This window comes from Campylobacter concisus (genome assembly GCF_003048445.1).
Lineage (GTDB): Bacteria > Campylobacterota > Campylobacteria > Campylobacterales > Campylobacteraceae > Campylobacter_A > Campylobacter_A concisus_BF.
The window spans coordinates 22,724-39,681 of the sequence record NZ_PIQW01000005.1 but is presented as its reverse complement, the minus strand read 5'-3'; the positions used below and the strand labels follow the sequence as shown (position 1 = coordinate 39,681).

The following is a 16,958-nucleotide window of genomic DNA, read 5'->3' as shown; positions in this document are numbered from 1 at the left end:
GAAAGGTATGAAAATGGATAGGGTTTTTTTATCTCCACCAAATATGAGTGGAAAAGAGCAGGAATATATAAAAAAAGTTTTTGAAAGCAACTACATAGCGCCACTTGGCGAATATGTCAATAAATTTGAAGATAGCATAAAGGCCTATACTGGCGCCAAAGATGCGCTTGCACTATGCGCTGGAACTGCGGCACTTCACCTAGCACTTCGCGTCCTTGGCGTAAAAGAGGGCGATCTTGTGCTAGCTTCTAGCTTTACTTTCATGGCTTCAGTCTCGCCGATACTTTATGAAAAGGCAACTCCAGTCTTTATAGATAGTGACGAGAGCTGGAATTTAAGCCCAGAGCTACTTAAAAAAGCGATCTCAAATTTACCTAAAAAGCCAAAAGCGCTAGTCGTCACTCATCTTTACGGACAAGCTTCAAAGATGAAAGAAATTTGTGAAATTTGCCAAAATGAAGGCATCGCTTTGGTTGAAGATGCAGCCGAAGCGCTTGGTGGATTTTACGGCGGCAAGGCACTTGGCACATTTGGCGTGATGGGTGGATATAGCTTTAATGGCAACAAGATCATCACTACTTCAGGTGGCGGTATGCTAGTTGGAGATAGCGAATTTGTAGAAAAAGCTAGATTTTACAGCACGCAAGCAAGAGAGCCGCTGCTTCACTACGAGCACAAGGACTACGGCTACAACTACCGCTTAAGCAACGTTCTGGGCGCTATTGGCGTGGCTCAGATGGAAGTTTTAGAAAAGAGAGTCGAGCAAAAGAGAAAGGTCTTTGATATCTATGAAAAAGAGCTTGGCGATATTTTAGAATTTATGCCAGAGCTACCAAATTCTCGTGGAAACAGATGGCTCACAACTGGCGTTTTTGCTAAAAAAGATGCACATTTAAAGGTTATAAAAGCACTAGCTGACGCAAACATCGAGAGCCGCCCACTTTGGAAACCTATGCACTTGCAGCCTGTCTTTAAAGGTGCGTTAAGCTTTGTTGATAGATATAGTGAAGATCTATTTTCAAGAGGAATTTGCTTGCCAAGCGGCAGCGATATGAGCGAGCAGACACAAGAAAGAGTGATAAAAATAGTCAAGGAAAATGCGTAAATGTTTCATGCAACGAAGTTAAAAAGGCTCGTATTTTTCCTTCTTGGCGATGTTTTTATATTTATTTTTTCGATATATGCGGCTTATCTTTTAAGATTTAACGCCGATATCCCAGATATCTACGTGCAAGGGCTTTTTGTAACGGCAGGATTTTTGATCGTATTTAAGCTCTTTTTCATGTGGATGTTTAAAATTTACAAGGTGCCGTGGAGATTTTTTGGCTTAAACGAAGCTCGTAAAATTTTCCTAGCTCACGTTTGTGCGGCGATCTTATTTACGATCGTCTTTTTTATCATACAAGATTTTTTAAATCCTTACCCAAGAAGCGTCATATTTATCGATCTTCTTATCTCATGCCTACTCATCGGGCTTTTGAGAATTTCAAAGCGTATGGTGCTTGACTTTTCAAACAGACCTCACAAAGGCGAGCCTTGTATCGTTATAGGTGCGACCTCAAAAGCGCTTCACGTCTTACGTGGCTTAAAGCAGGGCTATCTTGACTACTACGCAGTTGGCGTGGTAGATGGCAGAAGCGATCTTGTTGGCACATATTGTGATGGATTTTTAGTTCAAGATAAAAAAGATATACCAAGCCTTATAAAAGACTACGACGCAAAGACTGCTATCATCGCACTAGCACTTGATCAAGATGAGCTTCAAGCTTTAGTTGATGAGCTTACTGGATATGGCATAAGAGATATGAAGCTCTTTTCGCTTATCGAAAATGAGCCGATCAAAGATATCTCGATCGAAGATTTGCTCGCTAGAAAGCCAAAAGACCTTAATCCAGAAGCCATTTCAAATTTCTTAAAAGATAAAAGAGTGCTTGTCACTGGAGCTGGCGGTAGTATAGGAAGCGAAATTTGCAAGCAGTGCTTGAAATATGGCGTAAGCGAGCTTATAATGGTCGAGCACAGCGAGTTTAACCTTTATAAAATAGGCGAAGATACAAGAGATAAAAGAACTGTTAGCAAGCTTGTAAATATCACAAATTTAAAAGACTTTGAAGAGGTTTTTGAAGAATTTAGACCAGAGATCGTCATCCACGCTGCAGCCTACAAACACGTGCCACTTTGCGAGCTAAATCCTCGCTCAGCAGTTGAAAACAACATCCTTGGCACAAAAAATGCAGTCGATCTTTCTAAAAAATATGGTGCTAAGAAATTTGTCATGATCTCATCAGACAAGGCTGTGCGCCCAACAAACATAATGGGCACAACTAAGCGTGTTTGCGAGCTTTACGCACTAAATTCAAACGAAGCAGGTGTGTGCGAGATAGTTTGTGTGCGCTTTGGTAACGTCCTTGGCTCAAGTGGCTCAGTCATACCTAAATTTAAGGCGCAGATCGCTGCAAATAAGCCACTAAGCGTCACTCACCCAGAGATCACAAGGTACTTTATGCTTACATCTGAGGCGTGTCAGCTAGTCCTTCAAGCAGCCTCTATCGCAAAAGGCGGAGAGCTTTTCGTGCTTGACATGGGCGAGCCAGTTAAGATCGTCGATCTTGCTAAAAAGATGCTTTTGCTTTCAAACAAAGAGCATCTGGGTATCGAATTTGTGGGGCTTAGACCTGGCGAGAAGCTTTATGAGGAGCTACTTATTAACAAAGATGACGTTCAAACTAAGTATGAGTCGATCTTCGTGACACACTCACAGCCTTATGATCTAACCCTTTTAAATTCACAGATAAATGGGCTTTTACAGCTTGAAGATGACGAGGTAGCGCCTGCTCTTAAGGTGATCGTGCCAGAGTTTAACCATGCATTAAATTTAAAAGGCTAGTTTTGGTTATAAAAGATATTAAGAGATTTAGTGACACGAGATACAAGGCAAGGGCGTATATCTGCTATTTATTTAGTAGAAATTTGCCAAACAGACTGCCTGGAGTGTGCTTAGAAAACATAAAAGCTGGCTTTGATAAGATCAGCCACGAGATAGAAAATTTTGACGCACTATACATTTTGGATGAAAATGGCATACAGATCGAAGACTCTATCAGCCTAAATGAAAAGTATAAAATCCCAAAAGGTGAAAACCGCGCAAATAAAGCCTACTACTACACCGCCGTGCGCGAGAAAAGGTGCGTTTTAAGCGATCCATATCCATCAAGTCTAAATGGAGGTTTGTGCGTCACAGCAAGCGTGCCTATCTATAATGAAAAAAATGAGCTTAAATTTATCGCTTGCATCGACATAAGCCTAGAAAATATCCTAAATATGGTCGATAGCGGCTTTGTCGAGGAGCATTTTGGTAGATTTTTAAAGACAGTCTATGCGCTCTTTTGTGCATCGCTTTTTATGATCTGTGCATTTTTATTTTGGCACGGTGTAAAGAGCTTTATCTCAAAGAGTATCGAGCATATAAATGTCGAAGAAATTTTTGAATCAACCATCATTTTAACGCTGGCTCTTGCCATTTTTGACCTTGTAAAGACGATATTTGAAGAAGAAGTTTTAGGCAAAAATCACGAAGAAAATAGCGTTATTTATAAGACAATGGTTAGATTTATCGGCTCCATCATCATCGCACTTGCGATCGAGGCGCTCATGCTTGTGTTTAAATTTGCTATCACTGCACCTGAAAATATCATAAATGCTATCTATCTAATAGGCGGTGTGGCGATGCTGATGGCAGCACTTAGCTTTTATCTCTTTAGCGTAAAAAGACAAGAGAACAGATGATTGCTATTATTGACTACGGCGCTGGAAATATCAAAAGCGTGATAAATGCTTTTAAATTTCTTGGGCATGAGTGCGTTTTACTAAGTGAGCCCAAGAGTTTAAAAGAGTACTCTCACATCGTTTTACCAGGTGTTGGGGCATTTGGCGAGGCGATGAAAAAGCTCAAATTTAATGGCATGGATGAAGCGATAAAAGAGGCTGTAAAAAATGGCAAGGCCTTTATAGGAATTTGCCTTGGTATGCAGCTTTTGTTTGAAAAAAGCTTCGAATTTGGCGAGCACGAGGGGCTTTCTCTTTTGCCAGGCGAGGTTGTTAAATTTGATGAAGCTAAATTTGATAAACCACTAAAGATCCCACATGTTGGCTGGAACACGCTTAGTTTTAAACAAAATAGCCCTTTAAGATTAGGACTAAAAGAGCTTGAGTATTTATACTTTGTGCATAGCTACCACGTGGTTTGCGATGATAAATTTGCGCTTGCAAAGACCACTTATGGCTATGAATTTACAAGCGCGGTGCAGCATGAAAATCTCTTTGGTTTTCAGCCTCATCCAGAAAAAAGTCATGAGGTTGGGCTTAAAATTTTAGAAAATTTTGCGAGGTTGTGATGGAAATTTTCCCAGCGATAGATCTAAAAGATGGGCAAGCAGTTAGGCTTAGTAAAGGGCTCATGCAAAGTGCTAAAATTTATAGCAGTGAGCCAAGTGAGCTTGCTAAGAGGTTTGAAGATTACGGCGCAAAATGGCTGCATGTTGTCGATCTTGACGGAGCATTTGCAGGGGAAGCTATAAATTTTAACACGATAGAAAAGATAGTAAAAGCTACAAATTTAAAGGTGCAAGTGGGCGGCGGCATAAGGGATGAAGAGCGTATAAAGCGCTATTTGGATCTTGGAGTTAGCAGAGTGATCCTTGGCTCGGTTGCTCTAAAAGATCCAGAATTTACAGCAAAAATGGCTGGAATTTACAGGGTCGTAGTTGGCATAGACGCGAAAGATGGCTATGTGGCGGTGCAAGGTTGGGGTGAGGTTTCAAACATAAAAGCGGTCGATCTTGCAAAAAAATTTGCAGATGTGGGTGTAGAAGCTGTGATTTGCACCGATATTAACAAAGATGGAATGCTTGGCGGAGTTAATGTTGATTTTAGCTTGCAAATAGCTAGAAGCAGCAAGCTTGAGACCATAGCAAGTGGCGGTGTGAGCGATATAAACGACATTTTGGCACTAAAAGAGACAAAAGAGATAGCTGGCGTGATCGTTGGTAAAGCTTACTATGAGGGACGACTTGATTTAAAAGATGCTTTCAAACAAGTTGGCTAGCGTTAAAGCTTTTATAAATTTTAATTAGCTAGAATAGGGCAATTTTTACTAAAAGGATATTATGTGAAGATTTTGGTTGTAGATGACAGCTCAACAATGAGAAGGATCATAAAAAATACTTTGCAAAGGTTAGGACATCAAGAAATTCTCGAGGCTGAGCACGGGCTTGAAGCTTGGAATATCTTGACACAAAACGAGGGTATTGAGGTTCTTATTACTGACTGGAACATGCCTGAGATGAACGGTCTTGAGCTTGTTAAAAAGGTAAGAGCTGAGCAAAAATATGTTGATATGCCTATCATAATGGTAACAACAGAGGGCGGAAAAGCCGAGGTTATAACAGCTTTAAAAGCAGGTGTTAATAACTACATCGTTAAACCTTTTACGCCACAAGTTTTAAAAGAGAAGCTTGAAGACGTTCTTGGTTAATGAAAGATAAATTTTACGAATTAAGCATCAAAACATCAAATTTTTATGATGAAATTTTAGAGTTAGTTTTTTCTTTTGGGGTCACCTGTGTAGAAGAGCTAGACCATGAGATCATCATCAGGGAAGAGTATGATCTAAAAGATATAGCTTGGGGTGTCGAAGAGTATGCAAAAGGCCTCTCTAGTGTTCGTAAAATTTCAAATGATTTAAAAATTTCTCTTAATTCAAAAGAAAATAAGGACTGGCTAGGCGAATATAAAAAGGCAGTTAAGCCTATTTTGGTTGATAAAATTTATATTAGACCTAGCTGGGAAGAGCCACTTAGAGGCGTAACAAATATCATAATCGACCCAGCTCTAGCCTTTGGCTCAGGGCACCATGAAAGTACAAATTCTTGCTTGCAACTTTTACAAAAATATGCAAAAAGTGGTGATAACACTTTAGATGTGGGATGCGGAAGCGGGATATTAAGCATAGCTTTGGCAAAGCTTGGCTGCAATGTCGATGCCTGCGATACAGACGAGCAGGCCACGCAAAGCTCGCAAAGTAACGCCCAGCTAAATGAGGTTAAATTTAATAAAATTTGGACAGGTTCTATTGCAAATTTAGAGCAAAAATATGACATCGTCGTAGCAAATATCATTGCTGATGTTATTTTTATGCTCTCAAATGACTTGAAAAAATCGCTTAAAAAAGGCGGCTATTTAGTATTGTCAGGAATTTTGAACAAATACGAAGATAGGATTAAAGATACGTTTAAGGATTTGGAGCTAGTTGAGATAAAACAGGCTAATGATTGGGTTAGCTTTGTTTATAAGGAAATGGATGAATAATCAAAATAATAACCAAAATAATGGCGATAATAACGGGTTTTTCAACAAAAATCCCATCTTTATCTTTGCTATTTTTGCGATAGTTATAGTTCTAGCTTTTAGAAGCTTTAGTGGCGACGGACTAGGCGGTACTTTTGGGCTTGGTAGCAACGCTCAAAGCAAGATGATAGCTTATTCTGAATTTAAGGATATGCTAAAAAATAAGCAATTAAATGAGGTTGCGATATCTGAAACCACGATAAAAGGCGTTGGTAATGACAAAACCATCTATCTCGCAAAGCGCATAAATGATCCAACGCTCATTGGCATACTTGAGCAAAACGGCATAACTTACAGCGTTTATAGCGAAAATAACTGGTTTGGAGATCTTATATTTTCATGGATCATACCGGTGTTTATATTTTTTGCTATTTGGATGTTTATCGCTAGTCGTATGCAAAAGAATATCGGCGGTGGCATACTAGGTATAGGAAGTGCGAAAAAGCTTATAAATTCTGAAAAACCAAAAGTTAAATTTGACGATGTTGCAGGCGTTGAAGAGGCAAAAGAAGAGGTTCAAGAGATAGTTGATTATCTAAAGAGCCCAGATAAATATCTAAGACTTGGAGCTAAAATTCCAAAAGGTATTTTGTTAGTTGGCCCTCCAGGCACTGGTAAAACGCTTCTTGCAAGAGCAGTTGCGGGCGAGGCTAGTGTGCCATTTTTCTCTATGTCAGCATCAAGCTTTATCGAAATGTTTGTTGGCGTTGGTGCAAGTAGGGTTAGGGATCTTTTTGAAAATGCAAAAAAAGAAGCTCCAGCGATTGTTTTTATAGATGAGATCGATGCGATCGGTAAGAGCAGAAATTCTGGTCCGATGGGTGGCAATGACGAGAGAGAGCAAACGCTAAATCAGCTTCTTTCTGAGATGGACGGCTTTGATGCGGACAAGTCGCCAGTCATAGTTATAGCTGCTACAAATAGACCTGAAGTTTTGGATGCTGCACTTTTAAGACCGGGTAGATTTGACAGGCAAGTGCTTGTTGATAAGCCTGATTTTAAAGGACGTTGCGACATCTTAAAAGTCCATATGAAAGACGTGAAAATCGGCAAAGATGTAAATATCGAGGATATCGCAAGGCTTACTACTGGTTTAGCAGGTGCTGATCTTGAAAATATCATAAATGAGGCGGCACTTCTTGCAGGACGTAAGTCAAAGACTTTTGTCGAGCAGGCTGATCTAGTGGAGGCTGTCGAGAGATCGATAGCTGGTCTTGAGAAAAAATCACGCCGCGTAAATCCAAAAGAGAAAAAGATAGTCACTTACCATGAAAGCGGTCATGCCTTGATAGCTGAGCTAACAAAAGGTGCAAAAAGAGTGACAAAGGTCTCAGTCGTACCACGTGGTCTTGCAGCGCTTGGCTATACGCTAAATACACCTGAAGAGAATAAATTTATGATGCAAAAGCATGAGTTGCTTGCAGAAGTGGATGTTCTTTTGGCTGGTAGGGCTGCTGAAGAGGTATTTATAAAAGAGATATCAACTGGAGCTAGTAACGATCTAGAGCGTGCAACTGATATCATAAAAGCTATGGTTAGCATGTATGGTATGAGTGATGTTGCTGGTCTTATGGTACTTGAAAAGCAACGCGCGACATTTTTAAATGGCGGACAAAGCATAAAAGACTATAGCGACAAGATGGCTGAAAAGGTTGATGAGTTTGTAAAAGCACTTCTTCATGAGAGATATACAGCTGTGCTTGGTCTTCTTGAAATTTATAAAGGCGCCATTGAAAACATGGTTTCGGCACTTTATGAAGAAGAGACTATCGAGGGAAAAAGAGTTAGAGAGATCATCAAAAACTACGAAGAAGAAAATGGTCTTGAAAGCAGGCTTGTAGAGCTTGAAGAAGAGGAAAAAGGCAAAAAAGAGGAATAAAAATGAGTGGCTACATCGCAAAAGCAGGGTATAAATTTATATTATTCTTTTTGATTTTATTTGCTATATCTGCATTGTTTGGTATTGCGCCACTATTTTTTCTAGCACTGCTTCTTTTGACTCTTTATTTTTTTAGAGACCCTGAAAGAGAGCCTTTTACTGATGATAAACTAGCCTTACTTTCACCCATAGATGGTAAGATAAAAGAGATCAGCGTTTCAAATTTTGATGATAAAGAGGTGGCTAAGATAGTTATCTCAAAGCCATTTTTTGGCGTAGGTACGCTAAGGGCTATAAGCGATGCTAACGTCACTGAAGTTAAAAAAAGGCATGGGCTCTTTTTATGTCACGCGATGAAAATTTCAGAGATGCTAAATGAAAGAGCGATAATTCGTTTTGAAAAAGTAAATATTAAATTTGCTATGAAGATCATAGCTGGAGTTTTTAGTAGAAGTTTAGAAATTTATAACATTACCAGTCTAAAAGCCTCTAGAAAATTTGGCTTTTTAGGAAGCGGCGAAGTGATTTTATACTTGCCAAGAGATACTAAAATTTGCGTAAGCGTTGGCGAGAGTGTTAAAGCTGCTTCACTTCTTGGATACTTTGAAGAGGAAAAATAAAATGAATAGCATACAAAAAATGCAGTTAATGTATATCTTGCCAAATTTATTTACCGCTGCAAGCGCTTTTTTGGGCGTTATAAGCATTATTTCATCTATTCAGGGGAACTATTTTAAGGCTATTATTTACATCATTCTTTCACTGATTTTAGACGGACTTGATGGACGCGTGGCAAGACTTACAAAGACTACAAGCAAATTCGGAGTAGAGTTTGATAGCCTTGCAGACCTTGTAGCATTTGGTGTGGCTCCAGCGATTTTATTTTATCTAACAGTTGGTGCAAAATTTGGCAGATTTGGTGCGCTAATAGCAGCTATGTTTGTAGTCTTTGGAGCTATTAGACTAGCTCGTTTTAATGTCACTACAGGCACATACGAACCAAATGTTTTCATCGGACTTCCTATACCATCAGCAGCGATTGTCAGTGTACTTTGGATCGGCATTTATGTAGACTACACATTCTTAGAGGGTTTTGAGTGGTGCTTGATATTGCTTGAAGCGGTTTTGGCTATCTTGATGGTTAGCAACATCCGCTACCCAAGCTTTAAAAAGATGAATTTAAAACAAACTCATGTTATACGAATTTTAGTAGCACTTGTAGTTGTATTTTCTATGCTTTATCTATATCCATTCGAGAGTGCAACTTTAGTAATGAGCGTTTATATGCTTTATGGTATTATTAGAGCGGCTATAATGTTTAGCAAAAATCATAAAAAAAAGGAGAGCGAATGAGCGAAAATGGCATAATAAAATCGCGTAAATTTTTACCAAAAATCGAAATCAAAAACTCTCTACTGCTGCTACTTAGGTAGCAAATTCTTCTTTACTTAACTCATTAAATTTAAATATAAAAAATCATAAAAGGACAAAAAATGGATAAAAATAAAATTATAATCTTTGATACGACTTTAAGAGATGGTGAGCAAAGCCCAGGAGCTTCTATGAACACAGCTGAAAAGCTACAGATCGCACTTCAGCTTGAAAGGCTTGGTGTGGATGTGATGGAGGCTGGATTTGCAGCGGCTAGCCCAGGGGACTTTGACGCGGTAAATCAGATTGCAAAGCAAGCTTCAAACATCACTGTCTGCTCGCTTGCACGCGCGGTTGATCGTGATATCAAGGCAGCTGGCGAGGCACTAGCTCCGGCAAAAAACAAAAGAATTCACACCTTCATAGCAACAAGTCCGATCCACATGCAGTACAAGCTAAAAATGAGCCCAGATGAGGTGATCAGGCGTGCAGTCGAGGCGGTGCAATACTCAAAAACATTTTGCGATGATGTGGAGTTTAGCTGCGAGGATGCATGCAGAAGCGAGATGAGCTTTTTAAAAGAAATTTGCGACGCAGCGATAAATGCAGGGGCAAAAACCATAAACATCCCTGATACGGTTGGCTACTTGTATCCAGAGGAGATCACAGCTCGCATTAGCGAAATAGTAAAATTTATAGGTGGTAGAGCAGTAGTTTCGGTGCATAACCACAACGATCTAGGCATGGCAACAGCAAATTCACTAGCTGCTATAAAAGCTGGTGCAAGGCAGGTTGAAGGCACTATAAATGGCATCGGCGAGCGCGCTGGAAATGCTGCGCTTGAAGAGATCGTGATGGCTATAAAAACTCGTCAGGACGTCTTTGCGCCGCTTTACACAGGCATCATCTCAAAAGAAATTTATCCGACTTCAAGACTGATCGCTAGCATCACAGGCATCGAGCCACAGCCAAATAAAGCAATCGTTGGTAAAAACGCCTTTGCACACGAGAGTGGCATCCATCAAGACGGCGTACTAAAGCACAAAGAGACTTATGAGATCATCAGTGCTGAGAGTATCGGCTTAGAGAAAAACTCGCTCGTTCTTGGCAAGCACAGCGGCCGCCATGCGTTTAAAGATAAGCTTGCTAGCCTTGGATTTGACCTTGATAGTGATGCGCTTAATAAGGCGTTTGAGAAATTTAAAGACTTAGCAGATAAGAAAAAAGAGATATTTGACGATGATATCAGGGCGCTTGTTGCAGAGGAGATCACCAAGATCCCACAAGCTTACGAGATCACAGACTTGCTTCAAAGTAGCGGTGGCAGCTTAGCAAGTGCCTCTATGAGCATCAGGCACAACGACGAGATCGTTAGCGACTCAGCCCTTGGCAATGGCACAGCAGATGCGATATTTAAGGTAGTTGATCGCATCAGCGGCATTAATGGCACGCTCAAAGACTACAAGGTCACAGCTGTTTCTCAGGGCAAAGATGCACTTGCAAAGGTCGATGTAAAAGTCGAGTTTGAGGGCAAGACAGCAGTAATGGGTCACGGACTAGATATCGATACGATGATGGCAAGTGCTAAGGCCTATGTCGGCGCATTAAATAGCTACCTTCGCATCCATAAAAACTAAAATTTTAGCTGGCTGCTAGATTTGCAGCTAGCTAATTTAAATTTAGCTACTCTTTAAATTTACTGCGTTTTTTAAATTTTAAAATTCCATTTACTCGTCACTCGCAAGAATTGACTACTAAAATTTGGCTTCGCTTACCGCTTAGCTCAAATTTTAGAGCCGAAATTACTCGCTCATGAAATTTTAAAATTTGCCATATACTCACCTGACATAGAAATGCATGCAGTGTGTTAGCACTATATTGCATGCATTTCTAACGCGCGCAGGTTTTTACTAGGATTTCGTCTCATAACTGCAAGCAGATGAGGGATTAAAAAAGAAGTGGGACAAAGGGACGGGGTTTCGTGTCTGCCATGCAGTTGCGAGCCTGCGAAGCAAAGTTTAAGTCCCCTTGTCTCCCTTTTAAATAAAAAGAAATTTACAAAATCAATCAAGCTATCTTTGTAAATTTTAAAATTCCATTCACTCGCAAGAATTGGCTACTAAAATTTGGCTTCGCTTACAGCTTAACTCAAATTTTAGAGCCGAAATTACTCGCTCATGAAATTTTAAAATTTGCCTGGCGCCCAATGACATGCAAACGCATGCAGTGTGCCAGCACCATTGCATGCACATCTAACGTTGTTGGGGTTAGGGGATTGTTAAGGGGGAAGGGAGCGACTTCGTAATTCAAGCCTCTTCCCCCTTAACAAAGAAACAAATTTTTCAACTTTCATTCACTCGCCATAGCAACTTACCAAATTCAAGTCTTGTAGTTACTTACCACTAAATTTAGAGCCATGATATGTTCGCTCATAAATTTTAAAATTTACTAAGCACTTTTTGGGTTACAAAATGCAAATCTTTATAAATCCAAAAATTTAAACAAATATCCTAAAATAATCAAAAAATTTAAAGGAAATTTCATGCAAAACAAGCTTTTTGCGCCGCTTAAGATAGGCGGCATCGAGATCAAAAACCGCATTATCATGGCTCCGATGTGCATGTATGAGGTCAAAAAAGAGGATGGCCGTCCAAGGTGCTTTCACAAGCTCCACTACGCTACAAGGGCGATCGGCGGTGTCGGCATGATCATCGTTGAGGCGACGGCTGTGGAGGCGCGCGGCAGGATCACCAAAAAAGACCTTGGGCTTTGGAGTGACGAGCAGATCGAGGCTCACGCGGAGCTGGTAAAAGGCTGCAGCAAATACGGCGCCAAAATGGCCATCCAGCTTGCTCACGTCGGCAGAAAGGGCACTTTTGAGGGCATCATCGCACCAAGTGCTATCAAATTTAGCGATGAGTACGCCACGCCAAAAGAGATGAGCGCAGAGGATATCGCAAGCGTCAAGCAAAGCTTTGTGGATGCAGCCATTAGAGCAAAGAGCGCAGGATACGAGGCTGTGGAGATACACGCGGCACATGGATATTTGATAAATCAATTTTTATGCGTTGGCACAAATAAGCGAAGTGACGAATACGGCGGCACATTTGAAAACCGCATAAGGCTGCTGCTTGAAATTTTAAGAGAGATCAAGGCTGGCGCTAATATCACAGTTGGTGTGAGGATAAGTGCAAGTAGCTGGCTTAAGGGCGACTGGGACGTAGAAGATAGCGTAAAGCTCGCACGTGAGCTAGAGAAAAATGGAGCTGACTTCATCCACGTCTCAGCTGGCGGAGTCTATGGAAAAGTTGATAATGCGCCTAAATTTACACCACTTTATCAGGCTGGCTACGCAAAAGCAGTGAAAAATGCAGTCAAAATCCCAGTCTTTGCAGTTGGTCTCATCACAAAGGCAAGCGAGTGCGAGGCATTGCTGCTAGGCGATGTTTGCGATGGCGTGGCGCTTGGCAGGGAGCTACTACGCAACCCATATTTTGTTTTTGGCGCCATGAAAGAATTTGGCGAAAATGACAAAATAGAAAACGCCTACAAAAGGGCTTACTAAATTTTCTTGGCAAGGTGAGAGCCTTGCCAAATTTTACTTTTCTTAAATAAAATAACTAAAATTTACTTGCTATTTTTTCTACACAACAAATACAAATTTATATTTTCATAGCTACAAAATCGCATTTAGTTTAAATTTTACCTGAAATTTATATTTAAAATTATAATATTCAATCTCAAAATTAGATTATAAACTAAAATAGTAATTTTAATAATCAAACTAGGAGGAGAGATGAGGTTTAAGGGCTTATTTAAGCTCTCTCTTGCAGCAAGCGTGGCAGTTTGTGCAAACGCAGCAGATGAGAGCGTGCTAAGCGGTGTTGAGGTGACAAGTAGCAGTGGCGGATACGGCGTTGATGATATCAAAATTTCAACTAGAAACGCTGGCCTAGCAAAAGACGTGATGAGGGACATCCCTGGCGTCTATGTGGGCGGCACAAACGGCATGAACCAAAAAATTTATATGAGAGCCGTAAGTGACCGCGGTCTAAATATCACTATAGATGGCGCGAAACAAAATGGAAACACTTTTCACCATAACGCCGACTTGCTGATCGACCCTGATCTCATAAAAGCTATCGACGTCGAGGTTGGCTCAAGATCGGTCGTAAATGGCTCTGGCGCGCTTGGTGGCTCAGTCGCCTTTAAAACGGTCGACGCAAGGGACTTGTTAGAAAGCGGTGAGAAGATCGGCGCAAAGATAAAGACTGGATACGCCTCAAATAACAGCGAATTTTCTCAAGGCCTTATGCTCTTTACCACCCCAGTTGAAGGGCTTGATTTTATAGCTGCGATAAACCACAAAGGTTACGACTATGGCAAAAGCGGCAATGGCAATAAAATAGGTGGCGACGGCAACGACCTTAGCTATCTTCTAAAGCTTGGCTATAGCTTCCTTGATGCACATAGAATTTCTATCTCAAGAGAGCATAATGAATTTAAGGGTCTTTATCCATTTAGAGCAGAATTTGGTAGCTGGCACGATAAGCAAAATGCCGATGACTACCGCAAATATGAGCGTGATACGACGACGCTAAAGTATGAGTATAAACCTAGCGATCTTTTGAATTTAGAGGTAACGGCATACAATACCGAGCATAAAAAAGATGACCCAGTGTTAAAAATTTGGGCGTAGAGACAAATGGCATAAATGCAAAGGCTAAAAGCGTAGTCGAGAGTGGCGCTTTGACGCAGACTTTTAGATACGGCGCTGAGTTTTACCAAAGTAAAAATTTCAACAAACCAGACAATCACTACCCAGAAAAGGTAAATAACTACTCAATATACGCAGAAGATGCGCTAAATTTTAGCTCGCTAACCGTTACTCCTGGTATCAGATACACTCATCACGAGCTAAAAAGCTACGACGGCAGAGCTGGAAATGTAAAGAGCTACACATATAAATTTAACGAATTTACCCCAGCGCTTGCGCTTGATTATGAGATCATTAAAGGTCTTAACGCGTTTGCAAGCTATGCGAGGGTCTTTAGAGGACCTGACGTCATGGAGTCGATGATGGCAAGTGGAAGTAGTAGGGGCAGGGCTTTAAACTGGGCGGCAAATAAAGATCTAAAAGCAACAACCGGCAATAGCTACGAAACCGGTCTTAAATACCATGGCGACATAAGTGAAGCTAGCTCATATAGCCTATCTGCAAAATACTTCATGACAAAATATAAAAATTTAATAGTCGATAACAACGCAGCAGGTGGTGGTGTAAATCAAACTCTAGTCAGGATAAACGCTGGTGGGGCTGATATAAGCGGTGTCGAGCTACTTGCAAGGCTAAATTTAGACGCACTAAGCCTAGCTGCTAGCTACACTCATCAAAAGGTAAAATACAAAGATAGGGTCGCTAAACCAAATGGCAGCTACTACACCTCAAACATTATCGGCTACCGCGATCAGGGTGATAAATATACATTTAATGCAGAGTACGCATTTTCAAGGATCGATACGCTAATAGGCTACAACCTAATCTACTTTGCATCAAAAAATACCGTCTCAGCTGGCGACGATAAAAATGTCAAGATACCAAGCTACGCAGTTAGCGACATCTATGCTACATATGCGCCAAGCAGCGGTAAATTTAAAGGGCTAGAGATAAATGCTGGAATTTACAACCTCTTTAACAAAGCATACGCTTCGCAGTCTCAAAGAACGGCTGATTATACAGGCGATCCAAACTACGTAGACTGGGAGCCAGGTAGAAATTTCAAGGTAAATGTATCTTATAAATTTTAACTTCACGGCAAGGTGAGAGCCTTGCCAAATTTCACTTTTACACAGCCTATTTTTCACACCTCGCTTTTTGCTGTTTGATTTAAATTTAATATAGTATCATTTGTGCAACTAAACTTTCAGGGGAGAAAATGAGGCAAAAGCACTTTGAAGTGGCAATTATTGGAGCGGGCATTAGCGGGACGGCACTCTTTTACGAGTTGGCTGCATTTAGCGATATAAAAAAGGTCGCGCTTTTAGAAAAATATGACGGCGTAGCTACGCTAAATTCAAGCGGCAAGGGCAACTCGCAGACCATCCACTGCGGCGATATCGAGACAAACTACACGCTAGAAAAGGCAAAAAAGGTCTCACAAGTGGCAAATATGCCAGTAAAATATGCCCTAAAATACAACCTAGAGGGCAAATATATGTTCGCTCATCAAAAGATGACGCTAGCCATCGGAGATGCCGAAGTAGAGCGCATCAAGGAGCGATATGAGAGCTTTAAAGAGCTATTTGCTTATCTTGAAATTTATGACAAAGAGAAATTAAAACAGATCGAGCCAAACGTCGTTTTTGACGCAAATGGCAATGATCGCCCAGAAAATATCATCGCCATTGGCACGCAAAATGGGCAATTTACGACGATGGACTTTGGTGGCGTGTCAAATTCGCTCGTGCAAAATGCTCTAAATTTAGGCGGAGCTGGCTATGAGATCAGCCTAAGTTCAGAAGTGACTGATATGAAAAAGGTGGGCGATACATTTCACATCAAGATAAATGACGGCGAAGTGATCACTGCAAACTACGTCGTGGTCGATGCTGGAGCACACTCGCTATTTTTAGCTCACAAGATGGGTTATGGGCTTCATCTTAGCACGCTGCCAGTTGCTGGGAGCTTTTATTTCGCGAACAAGCGCCTGCTAAACGGCAAAGTCTATATGGTGCAAAACGACAAGCTGCCATTTGCCGCACTTCACGGCGACCCAGACATCCTAGCTAATGGCAACACTCGCTTTGGGCCAACTGCCCTTGTCATACCAAAGCTTGAGAGATTTCACGGAAGTTCTAGCTTTTTTGACTTCTTAAAGTGTCTAAAATTTGACAAAAACGTCCTTGAAGTCTTTACAAATTTACTAAAAGACGAGGACATCAGGTCATATATTTTGCGAAATTTCTTATTTGAAGTGCCATTTATCAACAAAAAAGAATTTGTTAAAGACGCCAGAAAGATCGTGCCAAGCCTAAGCGAAAACGACCTAAGCTACGCTGTAAATTTTGGTGGCGTAAGGCCACAAGTGATCGACCGCAATAAAAAAAGGCTAGAGCTTGGCGAGGGCAAGATCAGCACAGGCGAGGGCATAAGCTTTAACATGACACCAAGCCCAGGGGCTACTAGCTGTTTTGAGACGGCGAGGGCCGATATGGAGGAGATTTGTAAATTTTTGGGCAAAAATTTCGACGAAGAGAAATTTAATGCCGAGTTTTTTGGGTAAAAATGGGAGTATTTGATATT

Annotated in this window: 15 protein-coding genes; all 15 read left to right on the top strand. The window is 40.8% G+C overall.

Features of this window, described 5'->3' with window-relative positions; genetic code table 11:
• Positions 1–13: 13 nt before the first annotated feature.
• The 15 genes from pglE to CVT14_RS03945 all read left to right on the top strand — a co-directional run bounded on the left by pglE (position 14) and on the right by CVT14_RS03945 (position 16,938).
• A complete protein-coding gene (gene pglE / locus CVT14_RS04010) occupies positions 14–1,105 on the top strand; it encodes a UDP-N-acetylbacillosamine transaminase (protein ID WP_107849763.1) in 1,092 nt (363 codons plus the stop codon).
• Positions 1,106–2,887 (top strand): UDP-N-acetylglucosamine 4,6-dehydratase (configuration-retaining), encoded by a 1,782-nt coding sequence (pglF, locus tag CVT14_RS04005; RefSeq protein WP_107849762.1) that lies wholly within the window; start codon positions 1,106–1,108, stop codon positions 2,885–2,887. It abuts the gene before it with no gap.
• Positions 2,888–2,889: 2 nt separating this feature from the next.
• Positions 2,890–3,786: a PDC sensor domain-containing protein gene (locus CVT14_RS04000; protein ID WP_009294679.1), complete on the top strand. Its 897-nt coding sequence runs from the start codon at positions 2,890–2,892 to the stop codon at positions 3,784–3,786.
• Entirely contained in the window at positions 3,783–4,394 is a 612-nt protein-coding gene (gene hisH, locus CVT14_RS03995; protein WP_107849761.1) for an imidazole glycerol phosphate synthase subunit HisH, read from the top strand. The genes CVT14_RS04000 and hisH overlap by 4 nt, the downstream gene beginning before the upstream one ends.
• Positions 4,394–5,104, top strand: a complete 711-nt coding sequence (gene hisA, locus CVT14_RS03990) for a 1-(5-phosphoribosyl)-5-[(5-phosphoribosylamino)methylideneamino]imidazole-4-carboxamide isomerase (RefSeq protein ID WP_103570229.1) — start codon at positions 4,394–4,396, stop codon at positions 5,102–5,104. The genes hisH and hisA overlap by 1 nt, the downstream gene beginning before the upstream one ends.
• Positions 5,105–5,167: 63 nt before the next feature.
• A complete protein-coding gene (locus CVT14_RS03985; RefSeq protein WP_002939933.1) occupies positions 5,168–5,533 on the top strand; it encodes a chemotaxis response regulator CheY in 366 nt (121 codons plus the stop codon).
• A complete protein-coding gene (locus CVT14_RS03980) occupies positions 5,533–6,366 on the top strand; it encodes a 50S ribosomal protein L11 methyltransferase (protein WP_103570230.1) in 834 nt (277 codons plus the stop codon). Before CVT14_RS03985 ends, CVT14_RS03980 begins: the two co-directional genes overlap by 1 nt.
• A complete protein-coding gene (gene ftsH, locus CVT14_RS03975; protein WP_002939560.1) occupies positions 6,359–8,284 on the top strand; it encodes an ATP-dependent zinc metalloprotease FtsH in 1,926 nt (641 codons plus the stop codon). Before CVT14_RS03980 ends, ftsH begins: the two co-directional genes overlap by 8 nt.
• Before the next feature lie 2 nt (positions 8,285–8,286).
• Positions 8,287–8,904: a phosphatidylserine decarboxylase gene (locus CVT14_RS03970; RefSeq protein WP_103570231.1), complete on the top strand. Its 618-nt coding sequence runs from the start codon at positions 8,287–8,289 to the stop codon at positions 8,902–8,904.
• Between the two features lies 1 nt (position 8,905).
• On the top strand, positions 8,906–9,637 hold the full coding sequence (gene pssA / locus CVT14_RS03965) for a CDP-diacylglycerol--serine O-phosphatidyltransferase (protein WP_107849760.1): 732 nt from the start codon (positions 8,906–8,908) through the stop codon (positions 9,635–9,637).
• A gap of 140 nt (positions 9,638–9,777) precedes the next feature.
• Positions 9,778–11,292 carry a 2-isopropylmalate synthase gene (locus tag CVT14_RS03960; RefSeq protein ID WP_103570233.1) on the top strand — a complete coding sequence of 505 codons (1,515 nt, stop codon included), beginning with the start codon at positions 9,778–9,780 and terminating at the stop codon, positions 11,290–11,292.
• A gap of 905 nt (positions 11,293–12,197) precedes the next feature.
• Entirely contained in the window at positions 12,198–13,220 is a 1,023-nt protein-coding gene (locus tag CVT14_RS03955) for an NADH:flavin oxidoreductase/NADH oxidase (protein WP_021088611.1), read from the top strand.
• Positions 13,221–13,451: 231 nt separating this feature from the next.
• On the top strand, positions 13,452–14,354 hold the full coding sequence (locus tag CVT14_RS10810; protein WP_234403114.1) for a TonB-dependent receptor plug domain-containing protein: 903 nt from the start codon (positions 13,452–13,454) through the stop codon (positions 14,352–14,354).
• Positions 14,345–15,463 (top strand): TonB-dependent receptor domain-containing protein, encoded by a 1,119-nt coding sequence (locus CVT14_RS10805; protein ID WP_234403113.1) that lies wholly within the window; start codon positions 14,345–14,347, stop codon positions 15,461–15,463. The genes CVT14_RS10810 and CVT14_RS10805 overlap by 10 nt, the downstream gene beginning before the upstream one ends.
• A 128-nt stretch (positions 15,464–15,591) precedes the next feature.
• Positions 15,592–16,938, top strand: a complete 1,347-nt coding sequence (locus tag CVT14_RS03945) for an FAD-dependent oxidoreductase (protein WP_107849759.1) — start codon at positions 15,592–15,594, stop codon at positions 16,936–16,938.
• Positions 16,939–16,958 lie beyond the last annotated feature (20 nt).

Excerpts from the sequence above, each read along its gene's own strand:
- CVT14_RS03980 (WP_103570230.1), top strand. The coding sequence starts at position 5,533 with ATGAAAGATAAATTTTACGAATTAAGCATCAAAACATCAAATTTTTAT.
- ftsH (WP_002939560.1), top strand. The coding sequence starts at position 6,359 with ATGAATAATCAAAATAATAACCAAAATAATGGCGATAATAACGGGTTT.
- pssA (WP_107849760.1), top strand. The coding sequence starts at position 8,906 with ATGAATAGCATACAAAAAATGCAGTTAATGTATATCTTGCCAAATTTA.
- CVT14_RS10810 (WP_234403114.1), top strand. The coding sequence starts at position 13,452 with ATGAGGTTTAAGGGCTTATTTAAGCTCTCTCTTGCAGCAAGCGTGGCA.
- CVT14_RS03945 (WP_107849759.1), top strand. The coding sequence starts at position 15,592 with ATGAGGCAAAAGCACTTTGAAGTGGCAATTATTGGAGCGGGCATTAGC.
- pglE (WP_107849763.1), top strand. The coding sequence starts at position 14 with ATGGATAGGGTTTTTTTATCTCCACCAAATATGAGTGGAAAAGAGCAG.
- hisA (WP_103570229.1), top strand. The coding sequence starts at position 4,394 with ATGGAAATTTTCCCAGCGATAGATCTAAAAGATGGGCAAGCAGTTAGG.
- CVT14_RS03970 (WP_103570231.1), top strand. The coding sequence starts at position 8,287 with ATGAGTGGCTACATCGCAAAAGCAGGGTATAAATTTATATTATTCTTT.
- CVT14_RS03955 (WP_021088611.1), top strand. The coding sequence starts at position 12,198 with ATGCAAAACAAGCTTTTTGCGCCGCTTAAGATAGGCGGCATCGAGATC.
- pglF (WP_107849762.1), top strand. The coding sequence starts at position 1,106 with ATGTTTCATGCAACGAAGTTAAAAAGGCTCGTATTTTTCCTTCTTGGC.
- hisH (WP_107849761.1), top strand. The coding sequence starts at position 3,783 with ATGATTGCTATTATTGACTACGGCGCTGGAAATATCAAAAGCGTGATA.
- CVT14_RS03960 (WP_103570233.1), top strand. The coding sequence starts at position 9,778 with ATGGATAAAAATAAAATTATAATCTTTGATACGACTTTAAGAGATGGT.